The organism is Streptacidiphilus melanogenes (assembly GCF_000787835.1).
GTDB lineage: Bacteria > Actinomycetota > Actinomycetes > Streptomycetales > Streptomycetaceae > Streptacidiphilus > Streptacidiphilus melanogenes.
The window spans coordinates 122,095-138,596 of record NZ_BBPP01000008.1; the positions used below are offsets into that span (position 1 = coordinate 122,095).

The 16,502-nt window shown below is 73.8% G+C and carries 23 protein-coding genes; 13 read left to right on the forward strand and 10 right to left on the reverse strand.

The window, feature by feature from the left end; translation table 11 throughout:
- The first annotated feature begins 41 nt into the window (after positions 1 to 41).
- Complete coding sequence (locus TR49_RS11510) at positions 42 to 1,475, forward strand: amidase (RefSeq protein ID WP_042380458.1); 1,434 nt, start codon at positions 42 to 44, stop codon at positions 1,473 to 1,475.
- 70 nt (positions 1,476 to 1,545) lie between these two features.
- Entirely contained in the window at positions 1,546 to 2,109 is a 564-nt protein-coding gene (locus TR49_RS11515) for a Chromate resistance protein ChrB (protein ID WP_042380460.1), read from the forward strand.
- A gap of 51 nt (positions 2,110 to 2,160) precedes the next feature.
- On the opposite strand, the gene TR49_RS11520 is transcribed toward TR49_RS11515, so the two are convergent.
- The 6 genes from TR49_RS11520 to TR49_RS11545 form a co-directional block, all read right to left on the reverse strand.
- Entirely contained in the window at positions 2,161 to 2,412 is a 252-nt protein-coding gene (locus TR49_RS11520; RefSeq protein ID WP_042380463.1) for a hypothetical protein, read from the reverse strand.
- Complete coding sequence (locus tag TR49_RS45465; protein ID WP_042380465.1) at positions 2,409 to 3,182, reverse strand: COG4280 domain-containing protein; 774 nt, start codon at positions 3,180 to 3,182, stop codon at positions 2,409 to 2,411. Before TR49_RS45465 ends, TR49_RS11520 begins: the two co-directional genes overlap by 4 nt.
- 40 nt (positions 3,183 to 3,222) lie before the next feature.
- Complete coding sequence (locus TR49_RS39875; protein WP_052434206.1) at positions 3,223 to 4,419, reverse strand: ABC transporter ATP-binding protein; 1,197 nt, start codon at positions 4,417 to 4,419, stop codon at positions 3,223 to 3,225.
- Complete coding sequence (locus TR49_RS11535; RefSeq protein WP_042380466.1) at positions 4,416 to 6,209, reverse strand: ABC transporter permease; 1,794 nt, start codon at positions 6,207 to 6,209, stop codon at positions 4,416 to 4,418. Before TR49_RS11535 ends, TR49_RS39875 begins: the two co-directional genes overlap by 4 nt.
- A gap of 3 nt (positions 6,210 to 6,212) precedes the next feature.
- On the reverse strand, positions 6,213 to 7,292 hold the full coding sequence (locus TR49_RS11540; protein WP_084724802.1) for an ABC transporter substrate-binding protein: 1,080 nt from the start codon (positions 7,290 to 7,292) through the stop codon (positions 6,213 to 6,215).
- Positions 7,293 to 7,494: 202 nt separating this feature from the next.
- Positions 7,495 to 7,929 (reverse strand): hypothetical protein, encoded by a 435-nt coding sequence (locus tag TR49_RS11545; protein WP_042380473.1) that lies wholly within the window; start codon positions 7,927 to 7,929, stop codon positions 7,495 to 7,497.
- Positions 7,930 to 8,021: 92 nt separating this feature from the next.
- Here TR49_RS11545 and TR49_RS11550 point away from each other — a divergent pair, with 92 nt between their 5' ends.
- On the forward strand, positions 8,022 to 8,288 hold the full coding sequence (locus TR49_RS11550) for a GlsB/YeaQ/YmgE family stress response membrane protein (protein ID WP_042380475.1): 267 nt from the start codon (positions 8,022 to 8,024) through the stop codon (positions 8,286 to 8,288).
- A gap of 40 nt (positions 8,289 to 8,328) precedes the next feature.
- On the opposite strand, the gene TR49_RS11555 is transcribed toward TR49_RS11550, so the two are convergent.
- The gene (locus TR49_RS11555) at positions 8,329 to 10,662 is read right to left on the reverse strand and encodes an FdhF/YdeP family oxidoreductase (RefSeq protein WP_084724803.1); all 2,334 of its coding nucleotides are present in this window, start codon (positions 10,660 to 10,662) and stop codon (positions 8,329 to 8,331) included.
- Between the two features lie 141 nt (positions 10,663 to 10,803).
- On the opposite strand from TR49_RS11555, the gene TR49_RS11560 reads away from it, so the two are divergent.
- The 4 genes from TR49_RS11560 (at position 10,804) to TR49_RS43730 (ending at position 12,437) form a co-directional block, all read left to right on the forward strand.
- Positions 10,804 to 11,199 (forward strand): STAS domain-containing protein, encoded by a 396-nt coding sequence (locus tag TR49_RS11560; protein WP_042380478.1) that lies wholly within the window; start codon positions 10,804 to 10,806, stop codon positions 11,197 to 11,199.
- A gap of 54 nt (positions 11,200 to 11,253) precedes the next feature.
- Entirely contained in the window at positions 11,254 to 11,682 is a 429-nt protein-coding gene (locus tag TR49_RS11565) for an ATP-binding protein (protein ID WP_236653327.1), read from the forward strand.
- 132 nt (positions 11,683 to 11,814) lie between these two features.
- Positions 11,815 to 12,096: a hypothetical protein gene (locus TR49_RS43725; RefSeq protein WP_042380480.1), complete on the forward strand. Its 282-nt coding sequence runs from the start codon at positions 11,815 to 11,817 to the stop codon at positions 12,094 to 12,096.
- 113 nt (positions 12,097 to 12,209) lie between these two features.
- Complete coding sequence (locus tag TR49_RS43730) at positions 12,210 to 12,437, forward strand: hypothetical protein (RefSeq protein ID WP_160311575.1); 228 nt, start codon at positions 12,210 to 12,212, stop codon at positions 12,435 to 12,437.
- 63 nt (positions 12,438 to 12,500) lie between these two features.
- Here TR49_RS43730 and TR49_RS11580 read toward each other — a convergent pair whose 3' ends face one another.
- Positions 12,501 to 12,923 (reverse strand): cupin domain-containing protein, encoded by a 423-nt coding sequence (locus tag TR49_RS11580; protein WP_042380484.1) that lies wholly within the window; start codon positions 12,921 to 12,923, stop codon positions 12,501 to 12,503.
- Between the two features lie 236 nt (positions 12,924 to 13,159).
- On the opposite strand from TR49_RS11580, the gene TR49_RS11585 reads away from it, so the two are divergent.
- The 3 genes from TR49_RS11585 to TR49_RS11595 all read left to right on the forward strand — a co-directional run bounded on the left by TR49_RS11585 (position 13,160) and on the right by TR49_RS11595 (position 14,019).
- Entirely contained in the window at positions 13,160 to 13,447 is a 288-nt protein-coding gene (locus TR49_RS11585; RefSeq protein ID WP_042380487.1) for a hypothetical protein, read from the forward strand.
- A 43-nt stretch (positions 13,448 to 13,490) separates the two neighbouring features.
- Positions 13,491 to 13,697: a hypothetical protein gene (locus tag TR49_RS11590; RefSeq protein ID WP_042380489.1), complete on the forward strand. Its 207-nt coding sequence runs from the start codon at positions 13,491 to 13,493 to the stop codon at positions 13,695 to 13,697.
- Positions 13,698 to 13,809: 112 nt separating this feature from the next.
- Positions 13,810 to 14,019, forward strand: a complete 210-nt coding sequence (locus TR49_RS11595; RefSeq protein WP_042380491.1) for a hypothetical protein — start codon at positions 13,810 to 13,812, stop codon at positions 14,017 to 14,019.
- Here TR49_RS11595 and TR49_RS11600 read toward each other — a convergent pair.
- The gene (locus TR49_RS11600; RefSeq protein WP_042380494.1) at positions 14,012 to 14,686 is read right to left on the reverse strand and encodes a dienelactone hydrolase family protein; all 675 of its coding nucleotides are present in this window, start codon (positions 14,684 to 14,686) and stop codon (positions 14,012 to 14,014) included. The two genes, TR49_RS11595 and TR49_RS11600, sit on opposite strands and share 8 nt — an antisense overlap.
- 200 nt (positions 14,687 to 14,886) lie before the next feature.
- Here TR49_RS11600 and TR49_RS11605 point away from each other — a divergent pair, with 200 nt between their 5' ends.
- Positions 14,887 to 15,123, forward strand: a complete 237-nt coding sequence (locus TR49_RS11605; protein WP_042380496.1) for a hypothetical protein — start codon at positions 14,887 to 14,889, stop codon at positions 15,121 to 15,123.
- Positions 15,124 to 15,170: 47 nt separating this feature from the next.
- Here TR49_RS11605 and TR49_RS43735 read toward each other — a convergent pair whose 3' ends face one another.
- Positions 15,171 to 15,314, reverse strand: a complete 144-nt coding sequence (locus tag TR49_RS43735; RefSeq protein WP_160311576.1) for a hypothetical protein — start codon at positions 15,312 to 15,314, stop codon at positions 15,171 to 15,173.
- 160 nt (positions 15,315 to 15,474) lie between these two features.
- Between TR49_RS43735 and TR49_RS11610 the strand changes: the two genes are divergently transcribed.
- Positions 15,475 to 15,804: a hypothetical protein gene (locus TR49_RS11610; protein WP_042380498.1), complete on the forward strand. Its 330-nt coding sequence runs from the start codon at positions 15,475 to 15,477 to the stop codon at positions 15,802 to 15,804.
- Positions 15,805 to 15,988: 184 nt separating this feature from the next.
- Complete coding sequence (locus tag TR49_RS11615; protein WP_042380500.1) at positions 15,989 to 16,363, forward strand: helix-turn-helix transcriptional regulator; 375 nt, start codon at positions 15,989 to 15,991, stop codon at positions 16,361 to 16,363.
- The last annotated feature ends 139 nt before the right edge of the window (positions 16,364 to 16,502 follow it).

Below are 16,502 nucleotides of genomic sequence, written 5' to 3' on the forward strand. Positions count from 1 at the left end.
TTCAGTAGGAATCGCCCTGCGAGAGAAGCGGACGCCCCGTCATGACCCCCGCGAACCGCCCGCAACCCGGACTCACCGAGCTGGCTCGCTTGCTGAGGGAGGGTCGGCTCAGCTCGCGCGAGGCCGTCGAGGAGGCGCTCGCGCGGGTGGTGGAGACGCAGCCGACGCTGAACGCGTTCCGGCGGGTGCGGGCCGAGGCCGCGCTCGGGGAGGCGGAGGAGGCGGACCGGCGGCTGGCCGCCGGGGAGCGGCTGCCGTTGCTCGGGGTGCCGGTGGCCATCAAGGACGACACCGACATCACGGGGGAGCCCACCGCGTTCGGGTGCGCCGGGGAGTTCCCCGAGGCGCGGGCGGACGCCGAGGTGGTGCGGCGACTTCGTGCGGCCGGGGCCGTCGTCGTGGGGAAGACCAACACGCCCGAGATCGGCCAGTGGGCCTTCACGGAGGGCCGGGGCTTCGGCGCCACCCGCAACCCGTGGGACCTGGAGCGCAGCCCGGGAGGCTCGTCCGGTGGGGCCGCCGCCGCGGTCGCGGCCGGGGTGGTGCCCGCCGCGATCGGCTCCGACGGGGCGGGATCGATCCGCATCCCCGCCGCCTGGACCCATCTCGTCGGCATCAAGCCGCAGCGCGGCCGCATCTCCGCCTGGCCCGAACCGGAGCCCTTCCACGGCCTGACCGTGCTCGGTCCGCTCGCGCGGACCGTCGCCGACGCCGCCCTGCTGCTCGACGTCGCGTCCGGCAACGCCCCCGGCGACCCGCACCGGCCCGCCCCGGAGGCGATCCTGCCCGCGGCCGGGCGTGACCCGGGCCGCCTGCGCATCGGGCTCTCCTTCCACACGGCCTGGGCGATCCACCCGCTGCGGCTGGACCCGGAGATCCGCGCCGCCACCCTCGAACTCGCCGAGACCCTGGCGCGGTTGGGCCACGACGTGATGGAGGCCGACCCCCGCTACGGACTGATCGGCCCGGCCCAGCTGCCGCGCGCCCTCGCGGGCGTCCGGGCCTGGGCCCGGCGTGTGCCCGACGCCTCGCTGCTCGACCCGCGGACCCGCAGCAACATGCGCCGCGGTGCACTTCTGGACGGACCCGTCCTGCGGGCCGCCCGCGCGGCCGAGCGTCCTCTGCAGCGTCGGATCGGCGCGGTGTTCGGCCACGTCGACGTCCTGCTGACGCCCACCACGGCCGCCCCGCCGCCGCGCATCGGCGCGACCGACGGGCTCGGCTCGGCCGCCATGGACCGGACGATGATCACGACCTGCCCCTATGCCTGGCCCTGGAACGTGGTCGGCTGGCCCGGCGTGAACGTGCCCGCCGGCTTCACCTCGACCGGCCTGCCGATCGGCTGCCAGCTGCTCGGACCGGCGGCGAGCGAGGCCCGACTCGTCTCCCTGGCGGCCCAGTTGGAGGCGCAGCGCCGCTGGGACCTGCTCCGGCCGCCGGCCCATGCGGCGGCGACCGCCGCGAGCGGGGACTGAGGCGTCACCGGCACGTTGCTTCCACCCAGTAACGTTGCAGGTAGCAGCAAGCGTGTGCGGGAGGACGGACGTGGGGCAGAGCGCCTCTGAGGGGCAGGCCCAGGGCCTGCGTTGGCTGGTGCTGGTCTACAAGATCCCGGCAGAGCCGACGCGGTTGCGTGCCGGCGTGTGGCGGAAGATCAAGGGGATGGGCGCCATCTACCTGCAGAACTCGGTGGCCGCGCTGCCGTCGAGCACGACCGCGGAGCGGGCGCTGCGGCTGCTGCGCAAGGAGATCGTGGAGATGGGCGGCACCGCCTCGCTCCTCGACGCGGGCGTCCTCGGCGGCGGGGCCGAGATGGAGGACCAGTTCAACGCGGCCCGTGACGACGAGTACGAGGAGATCGTCGACCGCTGCCAGGACTTCCTCGGGCAGATCGACAAGGAGTACCGGGCCGAGCACTTCACCTACGCGGAGCTCGAGGAGAACGACGAGGACCTGGTGAAGCTGCGGAACTGGTTCGCGAAGGTCGAAGCCCGCGACGTGCTGGGCGCCTCGGGCAAGGCCGCGGCCGTGACGGCGCTGGAGCGCTGCGCCAAGGTCCTGGACGAGTACGCGGGCCGCGTCTACGCCGAGGAGGGGGAGGGCCGCTGAGCCACCCCCTCCCGCGGGCGGATTCAGGCTCCGGACGGCGCCGGAGCCGCTCTACGCGCCGCCCGGCCCCTGCGCGGCGGCGCGGGCGGCCCTGACCACCCGGAACAGCGACAGGGCGAGCAGCAGGGCGACGGCGACCGGCAGCAGCCACCACGCGTTGACCCCGGACCGGGTCAGCCCCCAGGTGGCGGCGAGCGCCACGGCGACGCCCAGGGCGACGCGCCAGTCGTCGCCGACGACGAAGTCGTACCAGAAGCGGCCGAAGGACCGCAGGGCCGAGCCGGCGCGTTCGACGACGCTCATGTGAGACTCCCTTCGGTGGGGTGGGCCGTGCGGAGCGAACCCGAGGCGCGGGCGCGGCGCAGCACGGAGGTGTAGCCGAGCGCCAACAGCGCCACGGCGGGGACGACGACCAGCAGCGCGGCGTCGGAGCCGGGCCAGTCGGCGCCCGCGCCCTCGGTGGCCCAGAAGACGCCGAAAGCGGTGAGCATGGTGCCGACGACGAACTTCATCGTGTTCTCCGGCACCCGCGCGAGCGGCGCCCGCACCGCGAACCCGGCGACGGCCACGATCGCGACGGCGACGACGGCGCCCAGCACCGCGACGGGGATGTCGTGCTGGTTGTCGCCGAAGGTGACGACGATGAACGCGACCTCCAGCCCCTCGAGGAAGACGCCCTTGAAGGACAGCGTGAACGCGTACCAGTCCTTCACGCGGCCCCGGCCGCCCTGGGCGGCGCCGGACGCGGCCGCGACCTCGTCCGCGTAAGCCTGGGTCTCGTCGTGCAGGGCCTTGTACCCGGAGCCGCGCATGATGGCCTTGCGCAGCCACTGCAGGCCGAAGACCAGCAGCAGCGCGCCGACGAGCAGGCGCAGCGCCCCGAGCGGGATCTGTCCGACCGCGGGGCCGAGCACGGCGACGGTCGCCGCCAGCGTCAGCAGCGCGGCGACGGTGCCCTGCCAGGCGGAGCCCCAGTGCCGGCTGGTGCCGGCAGCCAGGACGATCGTGAGCGCCTCGACGGCCTCGACCGCGCAGGCGAGCAGGACGGTGAGGAAGAGCACGAAGGTCGTCATCGGTCACCTCCAGGGCGTGAACAGGGACGGCGACGGACGGTCATGGGACCTCCACGGGTGTGCGGTCGGACAGTGGGGCGGCGTCCTGCCCGGCCCCGGTGGGCCTTGAGGAGGACGCGGGGTAGGCGAAACACCCGTCGGGGTCCAGGGTGACCCGGACGCGCGCGCCGCGCGGGCAGGCCCGCCGGTCGAAGACGCCGGTGAGGCGGGAGCCGTCGGCGAGTTCGACGACGTGGTCGTAGCCGCGTCCGCGGTAGGCGGTGTCGGCGACTGTGCCCGAAAGGCCGTGCGAGGCGTCGGCCGCCTCGCCGGAGTCCTCCGCGATCGTGACCGCGGCCGGGCGGAGCAGGACGTGGACCGGAGCGCCGTCGCCGTGCTCGCCCATGGCGGTGGCGACCAGCGAGCCGGCCGCGGTGGCGCACATGACCCGCCCGGCGTGCGAGGCGCCGTCGGCCTGCCCGTCGAGCTCGCCCGCGAGGCCGGTGAAGCGGGCCACGAACGGGCTGGCCGGGCGCTGGTAGACCTCCTCGGGCGCGGCGAGCTGGACCAGCCGGCCCTGCTCCAGCACACCGACGGTGTCGGCGAGCGCGAAGGCCTCGGCCTGGTCGTGGGTGATGTAGACGACCGTTGCGCCGCTCTCGCGGGTCAGCGCCGCGATCTCCACCCGCAGCCGCTCGCGCAGGTCCGCGTCGAGGTTGGACAGCGGCTCGTCGAAGAGCAGCAGGCCGGGGCGCGCGACCAGGGCGCGCGCGAGCGCGACGCGCTGCTGCTGGCCGCCGGAGAGCTGGTGCGGGTAGCGCTCGGCGTGCCCGCCGAGGCCGACGCGTTCCAGGGCCGCCGCGACCTGGGTGGCGGACTGGTGCTTCGTGGGCCGTCGGCGCTTCAGCGCGTAGGCGACGTTCTCGGCGGCGCTCATGTGCGGCCACAGCGCGTAGTCCTGGAAGACCATCGCCAACTCCCGCCGGTCCGGCGGCAGATGGGTGCGACCCTCGGCCAGTGTCCGGGCGCCGAGGCGGATGCTGCCGCCGTCGGGGCGCTCGATGCCCGCCAGGCAGCGCAGCAACGTGGTCTTGCCCGAGCCGGACGGGCCCAGCAGGACCAGGAACCGGCCCGGCTCGACCGAGAAGGAGACCTCGTCGAGGACCCGGGTCGCGCCGAAGGACTTGCTCAGCCGGTCCACCACCAGGGCGTCGGTCGCGCCGGAAGGGGGCGTGGCGGAAGGGGGCGTGGCGGTCATGCGAGGGCCTCCAGGCGTCGGGCCGTGGGAAGGAACAGGCGCAGCGCGCCGAGCACCAGGCCGATCAGGACCAGCGCACCGGCCACGACCACGACGGTCATCGCCGCGCCCGCGCCCAGGTCGTATCCCTGGAGCTGCCGGGTGATCGCCACCGACAGCGGCTCCTGGCCGGGCGGGGCGAGCAGTTGGGACACCGGCAGCTCCAGCAGTGTGCCGCAGAACGCGATCAGCCAGGTCCACACCAGTGAGCCGGCCACCAGCGGCAGCACGGCCCCGGCCCAGGCGGCCGCCGGACGGCGGCCGTGGATCCGGGCCGCCCACAGCAGCGAGTCGCTGACCTGCCCGAGCGGTCCGGACAGCAGCCGGGCCGCCGACGGCAGCGCGCCCGCCAGATAGCCGAGGACCAGCAGCGTGGTCGTCCCGTACAGGTCGATGCCGAGGCTCGAGGCGAACGGCAGGTTGTAGGTGAAGATGTAGCCGCTGGCCAGCAGCACGCTCGGCAGCGCGATCGCGGCCAGGAGCAGCAGGTCCAGCAGGCGTCCGGCCCGGCCGCCGCCCTGACGGGCCAGCGCGCGTCCGGCGACCGCGCCCAGGACGACGGCGGCGCACGCGGTGATGGCCGCCAGTCGCGCCGAGTAGCCCAGCGCCGACATCATCTCGCCCGAGCCCAGCACGTGCCGGAAGTTGGCCAGGCTCAGCGACGCGGCGCTGACCTTGCCGCCGGACGGCAGCAGGGAGGCCGCCGCCGCGCCGAACGCGGGCACGCCCGCGGCGGCGAGGAAGAAGCCGCCGACGCCGACCAGCGCGGCCGTCTGCCGGACGGCGCCGAGGCGGGCCCGGCGGGCCGGGCGGGTGCGGCCGGAGAGGACCTGGTAGCTGCGCCCGCGCAGCGAGCGGCGCTGGGCCAGCAGTGCGAGGCCGACCAGGGCCAGCAGCAGCCAGCCCATCGCCGAGGCGAGCGGGAAGTCGGCCGGGAAGGTGGAGATGGACTGCTCCATCGCGCCGGTCAGCAGCGGGAAGTTCCCCTGGGAGGCGAGCGTCGCCGCGACCCCGTAGTCGGAGATCGACTCGGCGAAGACGGTGGCGAACGCCGCCCACAGCGCGGGTGCGAGCATCGGCAGCACGACCCGGGCTGTGGCGAGCCGCCCGCCGCCGTGGGTGCGGGCGGCGTCCTCGAACTCCCGGCCCAGGCCGCGCAGCAGCGCGGTGACCGCCAGGTAGGCGAAGGGGACCCCGCGCGTGGCGAGCACCCAGATCACCCCGGCGGGCCCGAAGACCACGGAACGCAGCCAGACGGGATCCTGGCCGAGCAGCCGGTCCAGCACGCCCTGCGGTTCCACCAGCCAGGTCCAGCCCAGCGACTCGAGGTAGGAGGGGGCCAGCAGCAGCGCCCACAGCAGCAGCCGCCACAGACCCTGCCCCGCGAGCGTGGTGCGCTCGGTCAGCCAGGCGAGCGCCAGCGCGACCGCGGTGGCCAGCAGCGCCGCGCCCGCGCCGACCGCGAGCGAGTCGAGCAGCGCGTGCGCCGTCCATCCGGACAGCACCTGCTGGAACGGCGCCCAGGTGAACCAGGCGTCGCCCTGGTCGAACAGCCGTGGGGAGACGGCGACCAGCAGGAACCCGGCGACGGGGAGCAGCAGCACCGCGGCGAACAGCCCCCAGGGCAGCAGCCGCAGCGCCCCCGCGACCCGCGGCTGCAGCAGCCGGCCGGGACGCGGCGGCCCGGCCGGGGACGCCTGGTCTGCGCCCGCGGCGGTGCGCGGACCAGGGGTGAGCATGGTGTCGGTCATGGGTCAGTGGACGATCGTGTTGGTGAACCAGGTGTTGACGGTGCCTTCCTTGGGGCCCCAGACGTAGGGGTCGATCGCCTGGGTGGGCACCGCGGCAAGGGCGGGCAGCTCCGGGTCGGGCGTGACGTCCTGGACGATGGGCCAGTACAGCGAGTCGCCGTTGCGGTCGCCGGTCAGCATCACCTGCTGGCCCTGGGGGCTGAGCACGAAGGAGGCGAACTTCTCGGCCTCGGCCTGCTCCTGCGCCGACACCTTGCCGTCGATGCCGATGACGCTGGGCAGCGAGGTGACCTTGGGCAGGTAGGCGGTCTTGATGTTCTTGTCCTTGATCCCTGCGGCGATGCCGGCGGAGCTCTGGATCAGCGCGACCTTGATCTGGCCGGTCTGCAGCGCGTGCAGGGTGTCGCCGTTGGTCTGGAAGACGTGCAGGCCGTTCGACTTGAGCGAGCTGTAGAACGCCTCGCCCTGGCTGTCGCCGCCGAGCTGGTTGAACATGCCCGCCACGAACGGGTAGGTCGGGCCGGAGACCGCCGGGTCGTTCATGCCCACCGCACCCTTCCAGGTGGGGGAGAGCAGGTCCTGCCAGCTGGTCGGCGGGTTCGGGGTCTTGCTCGCGTCGTAGACCAGCGCCGCAGTGACGGTCAGGCCGGTCGGCACGTAGCTCCTGTCCTTCGGGACCACGGCCTGGCCGGCCGCGTTCAGCTGCACGTTCGGCTCGAAGTTCTTCACCAGCATCCCGGCCTGGTCGAGGGCGGCGAACGCCTCGTCGCCGTCCACCCACAGCACGCCCCACTGCGGGTTGCCGCGCTCGGCCTGGACGCGGGCCAGCAGCGGGCCGGTGCTGTCGTCGACGAGCTTGGTGGGGATGCCGGTGGCCTTCTGGAAGGCGGTGACCATGGCCTGGTCGTAACCCTGGGCGGAGTACACCACCAGCGGCACCGGGGCGCCGGTGGCGACCACGCTGCCGCCGGATCCGGCGCTCTGGCTCGATCCACACGCGGAGAGCACGGCCATCACCAGTCCTGCGGCGACGACGACGCCGACCGACCGTCTACGCGCGCCCACAGCGGTTCGAAGAGACATGTTCGCTCCAGCACAAGTGAAAAGTAACAGTGGTTAGAACCGTGGAGCAACGGGTCAAACGGACGAGACGCGTCCGGCCAACCGCACATGAACGCGCGGCGAACGTCGGGATGCGGGGCGGCAGGGGTGCGCCCGCGCGACAGCGGAGCGAGCCTAACGACCCCGTGGAGGGGTCGGGCGGCGGTGCCCGAGGGGCGAGAAGTCACCGCCGCGCAAGGCGGCGGCCGGGCGCGCGGACGAGGCCTGGACGCCACGGGAAGAGCAGGCCGGTCTGTTCCGCGCGGCTCTCGTCCCAGTGCAGGGAGGGTTTCCGGTGGCGCTGCCGAGCACGCGAGGGGGCCGTAGCCGGCTTCGGCGAGCGGGCCCCGGCGGCCAGGTGCAGCAGCGGACGCGGACGCCCCGACGCGCCCTGGGCGAGGGTGGCGGCGAGCAGCAGGAGCGGCGGTGCGGCGTCCTGCCAGAAGATGGACGCGGGGGTGCTCGCCCCGTCCGCGGTGTGAGGGGCGCTCAGGCCGTAGGCCAGCAGCGCCACGGCGGGCAGCGCCGCCAGGAGCCGTGCGAGCCACCACCGGTAGCGCCGCAGCCGACCGAGCCGAGCGGCGAGCGTCTTGCTCGCGACGCCGAAACCCCCGTCCAACCCCGCCCCTTGGCCCGTCCGCGGCTCCCCGGTGTCCTCCGGCAGCTCACGCCGGTTCACATGAGACGCCGGAAACGGGGCAGGCGCTCGGTATGGCTGCGTACGTGATCTACCTCGTCATCATCGGCCTCGTCGCCGGCGCCGTCGCGCGCCTGCTCGTGCCGGGCCGCGATCCCATCGGCGTGCTCGGGACGATCGTGCTCGGCGTCGTCGGGTCCTTCCTCGGCGGCTTCCTCGGCGACGAGTTCCAGCTGCACCACTGGTCGCACACCTTCCACGCCGGCGGCATCCTGTGGTCGATCCTCGGCGCGGTGGTCGTGCTCCTGATCGCCCGCCTCACCACGCATGGTCGGGCGTGAACCTGTCGTGTGAAACCGGGTCCGACCGCCGTCAGGCCGGTCAGGCCGCCCGTGCGGGTTCGAGGCGGATGACGACCGACTTGGTGTTCGGCGTGTTGCTGGTCTCCGCCGTCGAGTCCAGCGGGACCAGCACGTTGGCCTCGGGGAAGTAGGCGGCGGCGCACCCGCGCGGGGTGGGGTAGCGGGTCGCGCGGAAGCCAGGGGCGCGGCGTTCGCCGTCGGGGTACTCGCTGACCAGGTCGACGAGTTCGCCGTCGTGCAGACCCAGCTCGACCAGGTCCTCCGGGCTGACGAACACCACCCGGCGGCCGCCCTCCACACCGCGGTAGCGGTCGTCGAGACCGTAGACGGTCGTGTTGAACTGGTCGTGCGAGCGGACCGTCGTCAGCAGCAGGCGGCCCTCGGGCACCTCGGCCGCCGTGACGGGGTTGACCGTGAAACGGGCCTTGCCGGTCGCGGTCGGGAAGGTGCGCGAGTCGTGCGGCCCGCGCGGCAGCATGAAGCCGCCGGGCTGCGTCACCCGCGCCTCGAAGGCGTGGAATCCCGGGACGACGTGCTCGATGTGACGGCGGATCACCGCGTAGTCCCGCCCCATCTCGCTCCAGCCCAGCGCGTCACCGAACAGCTGCCGGCCGAGTCCGGTGACGATCTCGACCTCGCTGCGCAGCTCCCGCGAGCCGGGCAGCAGCCTGCCGCGCGAGGCGTGGACCATCGCCATCGAGTCCTCGACGGTCACGAACCGCTCGACGCCCTCCTTGACGTCCCGTTCGGTGCGGCCCAGGCACGGCAGCAGCAGTGCCTCGGTGCCGTGGCACACGTGGGAACGGTTGAGCTTGGTCGCCACGTGGACGGTCAGCGAGCAGTTGGCGAGCGCGGCCTCGGTGACGGCCGTGTCCGGGGTGGAGGCGGCGAAGTTGCCGCCGAGCCCGAAGAAGACGTCGACCTTGCCGTCGCGCATGGCCCGGATGGAGTCGACGGTGTCCAGGCCGTGCTCGCGGGGTGGCTCGAAGCCGAACTCGTCGCGCAGCCGGTCCAGGAACGCGTCCGGCATCTTCTCCCAGATGCCCACGGTCCGGTCGCCCTGGACGTTGCTGTGGCCGCGGATCGGCGCGGGCCCCGCGCCCGGACGGCCGATGTTCCCGCGCAGCAGCAGGAAGTTGACGATCTCCCTGATGGTCGGCACGGCGTTGCGGTGCTGGGTCAGGCCCATGGCCCAGCAGACGGTCACGCTGCCCGCGTTCAGGACGTCGGCCGCCGTGTACTCGATCTGGCGCCGGGTCAGGCCGCTCAGCTCCTCGATCCGGGCCCAGTCGAGGGTCCGCCAGCCCGCGGCGGCCTGCTCGAAGCCGTCGCAGTAGCGGTCGATGAAGTCGTGGTCGAGCACGGTGCCGGGCGCCGCCTCCTCGTCCGCCAGCAGGGCGCGGTTGAGGCCCGCGAAGAACGCGAGGTCGCCGTTGACGCGGATCGGCAGGTGCCGGTCGGTCAGCTGGGTGCCGGGACCGGCCAGGCCGCGCAGGCTCTGCGGGTTGCGGAAGCGCCCGAAGCCGGCCTCGGGCAGCGGATTGACGGCGATGATCTTGGCGCCGCGGTGCTTGGCCTGCTCCAGCGCGGTGAGCATGCGCGGGTGGCAGGTGCCCGGGTTCTGCCCCACGATCATGATCAGCTCGGCGTGGTCGGTGATGTCCTCCAGGGTGACCATGCCCTTGCCCACGCCGATGGTCTCCTTCAGCGCCGCGCCGCTGGACTCGTGGCACATGTTCGAGCAGTCCGGCAGGTTGTTGGTGCCCAGCCGCCGAGCCAGCAGCTGGTAGGCGAAGGCCGCCTCGTTGCTGGTGCGGCCGCTGGTGTAGAAGACGGCCCGGTTCGGGTCGTCCATCGCCCGCAGCCGGTCGGCGGCAAGCACCAGGGCGTCGTCCCAGGAGATCGGTGCGTAGTGCGTCGCCCCCGGCGCCAGGTACATCGGCTCGGTCAGACGGCCCTGGGACTCCAGCCAGTAGCCGTCGTGCCCGCGCAGCTCGGCGATCGAGTGGGCGGCGAAGAAGGCACGGTCGACGCGCTTGCGGGTGGCCTCCCAGGCGACGGCCTTGGCGCCGTTCTCGCAGAACTCCGCGTGCTTGCGCTCGCCGGGCGGCGGGTCGGGCCAGGCGCAGCTCGGGCAGTCGAACCCGTGGACCTGGTTCAGCGCGAGCAGCGTCCGCGCGCCGCGGACCGGGCCCGTTTCCTCCCGGGCGTACTTGACCGTCTCGGTGACGCTGTGGACGCCCACGCTCGACCGGTGCGGAGCGCCGGTGCGCAGCTCCGGCTCCCGTCCCTGCCGATCCGGCCGCCCCTCCTGGTTCTCCCGGCCCGGTCGGGTCGGGTCCGGCTGGCTCATGGCCGTCTCCTCCGCGGGAAAACGCGTCTATGACAGCGGATAACCGTCCCGATGGTGGGCAAACCCAGCAGGAGCTGCCCGTTTCCTGCAGCTGGGAGATGATGGCCGGAAGGGGGACGGCCCGAATCCGGGAGCGTGCACATGACGTCCGGCACGGACGGAACCGGCCACACCGCCGCCGAGCGCTTCGCCGTGGCCGAGGACATCGGCGCGTCGGAGGCCGTGCTACGGCTTTCCGGAGAGCTCGACCACGACACGGCCCCCGCCCTGCGCACGGCCCTCGACCGCTGCGAGAGCGCGGGCTCGGCACGCATCCTGGTCGACTTCTCCGACCTGCGCTTCTGCGACTCCACCGGCCTGAACGTGCTGCTGCAGGCGCGCGCCCGGGCCCAGGAGCGCGATGGGGCGGTCGAGCTGGTCGGACTGGGCCGCGGCGTCGCCCGGGTCTTCGACCTCACCGGCGCCGGAACGCTCTTTCCCCGCTACGCGACCGTGGCCGAGGCGCGCTCGGCCGGCGGCCCGGACCCGGGACGCTGAGGGACCGCGCACGCTGACGGGAGTCCTGGCAGGACCAAGGAGCGGAGGCTCACGGTGGACGGCGCAGGCGGTTCGACGGGCGCGGCGAGGGTGGACCGGCTGCGCCTCGGGGGAGCGACCGGAGTGGTGGGCCGGTGCCGCGACTTCGTCAGCGCCAGCCTCGCCGCGCGCGGCTGGCTGGACGACCCCGCCGAGGAGCAGCAGGCCGTCGTGGAGGACGTGCTGCTGATGACCTCCGAGCTGGTCACCAACGCCTGCCTGCACGCCGGAGGACCGCGGGAGCTCGCCGTGTCCGCGGCGGGCGACCGCCTGCGGGTGGAGGTCGCCGACGCGAACCCGGTCCGCCCCGAGCTGCGTTCGCTCACCGCGCCCGCCTACCCCGGCGGCCACGGCCTGCGGGTCGTCCAGCAGCTCTCCCACCGCTGGGGGAGCGAGGTCACGGACGGCGGCAAGGTCGTCTGGTTCGAGATCGACCGCGCCTGAGCACCGGCCGAAGTTGGCCGGGCAAACGGGGAGGTGTGTCCCGGTCCCGACGGGGAAGGCGCCCCCGGAAGTCGCCGCCCGCCCCCGGCCGACGCGTGCGCCGGGTGGCGGCCCGATCAGGAGGAGCAGCGGATGGCATCCATCAGCTTCCCGCTGGTGTGGCGCGGGGACGGCCAGGTCCTGGTACCGGCCTCGGTCCTGTCGCGCATGCTGCGGGAGATCGACGACCAGCTGGCCGGGTGGCCGGCCCAGGGCGCGGACACCAGCACGGTCGAGGCAGTCCGCACCCTCCTGGGCGAAGTCGCGGACCAGATCGACGTCGACTGCATCGCCGTCGCCTCCGAACTGGAGGACCGGATCACCGACGACGCGGGCGGCGGCGCCGGTGCGGACGAGGGCGACGCCGGGGACTGAACCGGGGCCTGACCCGGGCGGGGGTTGGGCGGCGGTGCCCCGGGTAGCCGCGCAGCAGGGCCGCCGACGGGCGGCCGCCCGACGCGGAGCGAGCCGACGGAGGAGTGGTCGCGGTGAGACGGGTGACGATCGAGCTGGTCTGTCTGGTGGAAGGCGAGGTGCTGGTGTCGGCGGTGACCCTCTCCGGACTGCTGCGGCACGTCTCCGAGGAGGTCTGCACGTGGACCGGCCGGGCCGCGGACCCGGCCACCCTGACGGAGGTCCGGGAGATGCTCGACGGCCTCGCCGACCGGATCGACGTGGACTGCATGGCTCTGGTGTCCGAGCTCGACGACGAGTGATCCGCGTTTGCGGCGCGGGCATCCGGTTCTCCGAACGACGCCGACTCGTGAGGGTTTCCGGTCTCAGGCGCTCTCGGGGCGGGGGCGGGAGCGGATCTGCATGCCCGGGCGCCGCCGGTGGACCGTCAGGTAGGAGAGTCCGCCGTCTCCGGCGGTCAGGCTGCGGGTGGACCCGTGGGGGAGCCAGTAGAGCGAGCCGGCGGTCAGTTGCCGATCTCCCTCCGGCGACGTGAGCGTGCCGGATCCGGACACGACCAGCAGCAGCACGTCCAGGTCGGGCTCAGTGTGCGTGCCGACTTGCCGGCCGGCCTGCAGGTGGATCAGGTTGGCGTCCAGTTGGCGCCCGGACTCGGCCAGTTTCCACAGGGCTCCCGTAGCCGCCGTGTCCGGGGCGGAAGCGAGGGCGAGGACGTCGCAGAGTAGACCCGGCACCGGTCCGGCGGACCCGCCGTCGGCGAACGATTCGCCCGCGTCCTCGTCAGTCACGGCCTCGTCCCCTTCTGGTGCGGTCGGCCGCACCGGCCTCGGCCATTATTTCGCGGCGAGGCCCCCGCTGCACCACACGTCCAGTGCCACGGTCCGCGCCATGTGGGCGCGGCGCGCCCCGAAGGCGCAGTGACCCCGCCTCAGGTGGTCGCGTGGTTGCAAGGCGCGAGCCCGGGGGAGACGCTGAGGTACCCGACCCATCTCTCACGTCCACCCGGGTCAAGGGAGCGAACGCCATGTCAGCGAGCATCCAGATCGAATCCATCGGCGACCACGAATACCTGGTGAGGTTCCCTGCCGGGGCCGAGACGGTCCTGTCCCGGTTCCGGGCCACCGAGGAGACACTCGGCAAACTCGGCCCCACGGGATCGGACGAGAGCCGGATCGTGGCCGAGACTGCGGCGTATCTCGCCGAGCACCAGCAGGTCATCGACATGCCGGCCATGGTCGACCTCTACGACGTCGAGGCGGCCTACGGCGGCGACTACCTCCGCACCGTGACCCGGCGGCTCAGCCCCGCATGACCGTTCGCTCCTTCTCCTGCCAGCGCGACTCTTCCTCGCGTCCATGCGGGGGGACCGCCGGGCCGCCGCGCTCCCGATCGGCCCGGTGCTGCGCGCCCTGCCGGGCGTCGACTGGCTGACCACGCGGGACATGCTGCCCCGTGCGGGCGTCCGGCACGAGGACACTTGCGTCGGGCTGATCAGCGGATCCCAGCGGGCAGCCCTGGCGACCGAGTTGGCCCAGGGCCCGAACGCCCGCGAGGATCGCTGACGCTCAGGACGGCGGCCTGACGCTGACGAAAAGCGAGGGTGCCGGCAAGCCACTCGGCGAAACGTCGACAAGGACGGCGCGACCTCGGCGACCGCTTCTCGTTGGTTGTGGCGTGACCAGCGCGGAACCGGTTCCCCAGCCTGAGGAAGGCGGCGCAGCCTCGTCGTCCGACACCCCGCTCTTCCAGGAGATGGCGGAGGCGTGGGCGCTGCTCGGCCGCGCGGTGCCGGGCGGGCCCGATCCCGCGTGGGACCGGCTGATCGCCGGTCGGGGCGACCGACCGCACGCCCCGGTCCCGTCGCCCCGACAGGAACTCACCTGACGTCAGGGGCGAGGAAGCCAGGGAAGTCGAGGAACCAGTCCCGGGCCGCCGTCGCGACCTGCTCCAGCGTGCCCGGTTCAGCGAGCAGGTGCGTCGCTCCCGGGACTACGATCAGGTGACGCGGCGCGGTCATCCGGTCGGCGGCGGCACGGTTGAGGCGCAGGACGTCCGCATCCAGACCGCCGACGAGCAGCAGTACGGGTGCCCGCACCTGCGGCAGCGCCTCCTCCGCCAGGTCGGGCCGTCCCCCTCGGGAGACCACGGCGCTCACCCGCTCGGGGCGTTCGGCCGCCGCCCGAAGCGCGGCGGCCGCGCCCGTGCTCGCGCCGAACAGGCCGACGGGCAGGCGGGCGGTGTCCGGCCGCGTGCCGAGGAGGTCGATCGCCGCGACGAGGCGACGGGCCAGCAGTGGGAAGTCGAAGCGCAGCCGGCGCGTGATGTCGTCTACGCGCTCCTCCGGCGGGGTCAGCAGATCCAGCAGCAGGGTGCCCAGCCCGGCGTGCTGCAGGACCGTCGCGACCGCGCGGTTGCGCGGGCTGAACCGGGAGCTTCCGCTCCCATGGGCGAAGACCACCACTGACGGCGACGACGGCGGAAGCGCGAGATCGCCGTGGACGGCGTCGTCGCCGGCGCCGATGACGAGGTCCCGGACCGTGACGGCAGGCACGACCCCACCTCCCTCTTCCGGTCGCAGACCCCCTGCCCGCGCTCCACCCGCCGAAACGCGGGCCGGATGTTGCAGGGACGGGCCGGTGCCGACGCGTCGTCCAGACTCGTTCGGCCCAAGCTCGGTGCGGGTCGGGCTGCGGCGCGGCCGACGGCGAGTAGCGTCGTGAGCGCTCATCTCCGCCTCGAGAGGAATGGCTCATGCTCGCGCTGCCCGGAACATGGCAGGTGCTTCGGGCGATCGGCGCACACGCGGTGCGCGGCCTCGCAGCCGTGGAGCCGCGCGGATGGAACCGGCAGGCCCAGCGCAACGCGGCCGCGGCCGCCGCGTCGGCCCGCGCCTGGAGGCTGGAGGCCGAGGAGGCCGAACAGTGGGCCCTCCTCCGGCTCGCCGTCGCCGACGCGCCGACCGCCCAGGCCCGCGCCACCCGGGGCTGACCGCCGCGAGCACGCGAGGTCCGGCGCGCGCGACCGGATGCGTGGCCTCAGCCCACCGCCACGATCACGACGACGCACATGACGAGGATCACCAGGACCCCGATCCAGAAGGTTCTGAGGCTCGGGCCGAGATGCTCACCCGGGTTGCCGCTCGGCGGGCGGTCGCGTGTGGAGAAGTCGGGGTCGGCCATGACTGTCAGCTCCTTTCGCGTGCGGTGGCGGCCCGAAGGGGGGGCACCGCGCGGGTGCCCGGCCGCCGCCGGGTGAAACGAGCGGGGCACTGATACCCGCCGCCATTGCGGGTAGACGCCGAACGCAACCGCAACGTCACCGTCAGGGAGGGCTTTCCTCATGGGCAGCACATTCACGCAGGCCAAGGAGAAGACCACCACCGCGGCCCACTCCGTCGGCGACGGCGCGGCCGTGGTGGCCGACCGTGCCGCCCGGATCGCGCGGCTCGCCGTCGGCCGGACCACGGCCGCGCTCGACCGGGCCCAGCGCCAGTTCGACCGGGCCCAGCACCAGGCGGCGGCCACCGCGAAGAGCGTGAAGGACACCGCGAAGAGCACGAAGGGCGCCGACACCGGGGCCGGTGTCCGCACCAAGACGCTCGTCGGATTGGCGGCGGCGGCCGTCGTCGCCGCCCTCGCGTGGCTGGGGCTGCGCGGCCGGGTCGACTGATCGGGCGCGGATCGGTGACACCGGCGGGAACGGGCACCCATCGCGGTGCCCGTTCCGTTTGCCCGGGCGGGGGGTTGGGCGGCGCGGTGCGGGCGAGTAGGCACTGGTCGACCTGCGGTCGTGAACGCACGAAAGAGGTGTCGGCTGTCGCGAAGCGTGAATCGACGGTCCTACGATGGTGCCCATGGACCAGGTGCCGGGCCCGCACGCGACGTGGACCTTCCTGACCAACCACGCTCGGGTGCTCGTGCAGATCTCCCGTGACCCCGGGATGCGGGTGCGGGACATCGCGGTGCGCTGCCTGCTCACCGAACGCGCCGTGCAGCGCATCATCGCCGACCTGGAGCAGGGCGGCTACCTCGCCCACACGCGCGTCGGACGCACCAACCTCTACGAGGTCACGGCCACCAGCCCGCTGCGCCACCCCGCGGACGCGGGCCCCAAGGTCGCCGACCTGCTGGCGCTGCTGATCAGCCACCACGCCGGTCAGTCCGGGTCGCCCAACGGCGACGGCGCGCCGCCCGCGCCGCTGCCGCTGCCGCCGCGCGACGCGCTCTGACCTCCGCACGCCCTCCGGGTTGCGCACGGCGAACGGCGTTTGCCCGGACGGTCTTCGGACGGCCGCCGGGAGCGCGAACGCGCCCGGCACGACGGACGGAGGCGGCCGTGGCCGCTCGGAGGGGCGGCTTCTGGTTGCC

Excerpts from the sequence above, each read along its gene's own strand:
- TR49_RS11520 (WP_042380463.1), bottom strand. The coding sequence starts at position 2,412 with ATGAGCGTCGTCGAACGCGCCGGCTCGGCCCTGCGGTCCTTCGGCCGC.
- TR49_RS11610 (WP_042380498.1), top strand. The coding sequence starts at position 15,475 with ATGGGCAGCACATTCACGCAGGCCAAGGAGAAGACCACCACCGCGGCC.
- TR49_RS11590 (WP_042380489.1), top strand. The coding sequence starts at position 13,491 with ATGCGGGGGGACCGCCGGGCCGCCGCGCTCCCGATCGGCCCGGTGCTG.
- TR49_RS43725 (WP_042380480.1), top strand. The coding sequence starts at position 11,815 with ATGGCATCCATCAGCTTCCCGCTGGTGTGGCGCGGGGACGGCCAGGTC.
- TR49_RS11555 (WP_084724803.1), bottom strand. The coding sequence starts at position 10,662 with ATGAGCCAGCCGGACCCGACCCGACCGGGCCGGGAGAACCAGGAGGGG.
- TR49_RS11615 (WP_042380500.1), top strand. The coding sequence starts at position 15,989 with ATGGACCAGGTGCCGGGCCCGCACGCGACGTGGACCTTCCTGACCAAC.
- TR49_RS39875 (WP_052434206.1), bottom strand. The coding sequence starts at position 4,419 with ATGACCGCCACGCCCCCTTCCGCCACGCCCCCTTCCGGCGCGACCGAC.
- TR49_RS11510 (WP_042380458.1), top strand. The coding sequence starts at position 42 with ATGACCCCCGCGAACCGCCCGCAACCCGGACTCACCGAGCTGGCTCGC.
- TR49_RS11560 (WP_042380478.1), top strand. The coding sequence starts at position 10,804 with ATGACGTCCGGCACGGACGGAACCGGCCACACCGCCGCCGAGCGCTTC.
- TR49_RS11540 (WP_084724802.1), bottom strand. The coding sequence starts at position 7,292 with ATGTCTCTTCGAACCGCTGTGGGCGCGCGTAGACGGTCGGTCGGCGTC.
- TR49_RS11550 (WP_042380475.1), top strand. The coding sequence starts at position 8,022 with ATGGCTGCGTACGTGATCTACCTCGTCATCATCGGCCTCGTCGCCGGC.
- TR49_RS11605 (WP_042380496.1), top strand. The coding sequence starts at position 14,887 with ATGCTCGCGCTGCCCGGAACATGGCAGGTGCTTCGGGCGATCGGCGCA.
- TR49_RS45465 (WP_042380465.1), bottom strand. The coding sequence starts at position 3,182 with ATGACGACCTTCGTGCTCTTCCTCACCGTCCTGCTCGCCTGCGCGGTC.
- TR49_RS43735 (WP_160311576.1), bottom strand. The coding sequence starts at position 15,314 with ATGGCCGACCCCGACTTCTCCACACGCGACCGCCCGCCGAGCGGCAAC.
- TR49_RS11535 (WP_042380466.1), bottom strand. The coding sequence starts at position 6,209 with ATGACCGACACCATGCTCACCCCTGGTCCGCGCACCGCCGCGGGCGCA.
- TR49_RS11585 (WP_042380487.1), top strand. The coding sequence starts at position 13,160 with ATGTCAGCGAGCATCCAGATCGAATCCATCGGCGACCACGAATACCTG.